This window comes from Micromonospora endophytica (assembly GCF_003236305.1).
Taxonomy (GTDB): Bacteria; Actinomycetota; Actinomycetes; order Mycobacteriales; family Micromonosporaceae; genus Micromonospora; species Micromonospora endophytica.
The window spans coordinates 1-753 of sequence record NZ_POTX01000508.1 but is presented as its reverse complement, the minus strand read 5'-3'; the positions used below and the strand labels follow the sequence as shown (position 1 = coordinate 753).

Here is a 753-nt window from a genome sequence, read left to right as displayed (position 1 = left end):
GGTAGCGGACCACGGTGAGGACTCCGATGGGTGCGGCACCCATCGCGGCGATGTCGCTCAGATTGGCGGCCACCACGTAGTAGCCGATGTCGAAGTTCGTCAGCAGACCCTGCTCGTACAGGGCGAACTTCGCGCCGCGGACGTAGTCGGATCCGACCACGAGAGTGACCGGACCGTCGAGGTCGTAGATCGCGCAGTCGTCGGTCGAGTCGGCACCCGCGGTCAGGGTGGCGTGCGGGCCATCGCCGAGGACGGCCCCGGACTGCCCGGAGAGGAAGGCCCCGACGAGCTTCGCGACCCGCGTCGGTTCGTCGGAATGGCTGGTGGCGGAGGTCATCGGTGGGCCCCTTCGGGAGTGGCGGCCGGTCGGCTTGTCACCGCAGGTGCGTCGCGGCGCTCGCGGGCGTGAATGACCCGGGATTCGTAGGAGCCCAGCAGTACACGGGGGTCGGTCATGAGGTCGGCGAATCGGTCCGCGTCCGCGTCCGTGAAGTCGGTCAGGCTGGGGCGCAGGTGAGCGACGATGTCGGCGAGCAGCCGGCAGCCGGGGCCGCCGCCGGTCCAGGTTTCGGTGCCGGTGTGGATGCAGTGCTTCACCATGCCGTGGCCGACCAGCAGGGTTTCGGGGTCGGTGGTCCAGGTCGCGCCGTGCGGGCCGGTGAGGGCGTAGTGGACCTGCTGCATCACGGTGTGGATCAGGGTGCCGGACTCGTCGTCGGGGGCCCGGTAGATCCGGGGTGGGGTGGGTGTGAT

The 753-nt window shown here is 69.9% G+C and carries 1 protein-coding gene and 1 pseudogene; both read right to left on the bottom strand.

Features of this window, described 5'->3' with window-relative positions; all coding sequences use genetic code 11:
* On the bottom strand, nucleotides 1–337 hold a 337-nt coding region (locus tag C1I93_RS30815), incomplete at its 3' end, for an AIR synthase related protein (protein WP_258378401.1).
* Nucleotides 334–753: pseudogene (locus tag C1I93_RS31865) on the bottom strand (hypothetical protein); the annotation flags it as partial. The gene C1I93_RS30815 and the pseudogene C1I93_RS31865, both read right to left, overlap by 4 nt.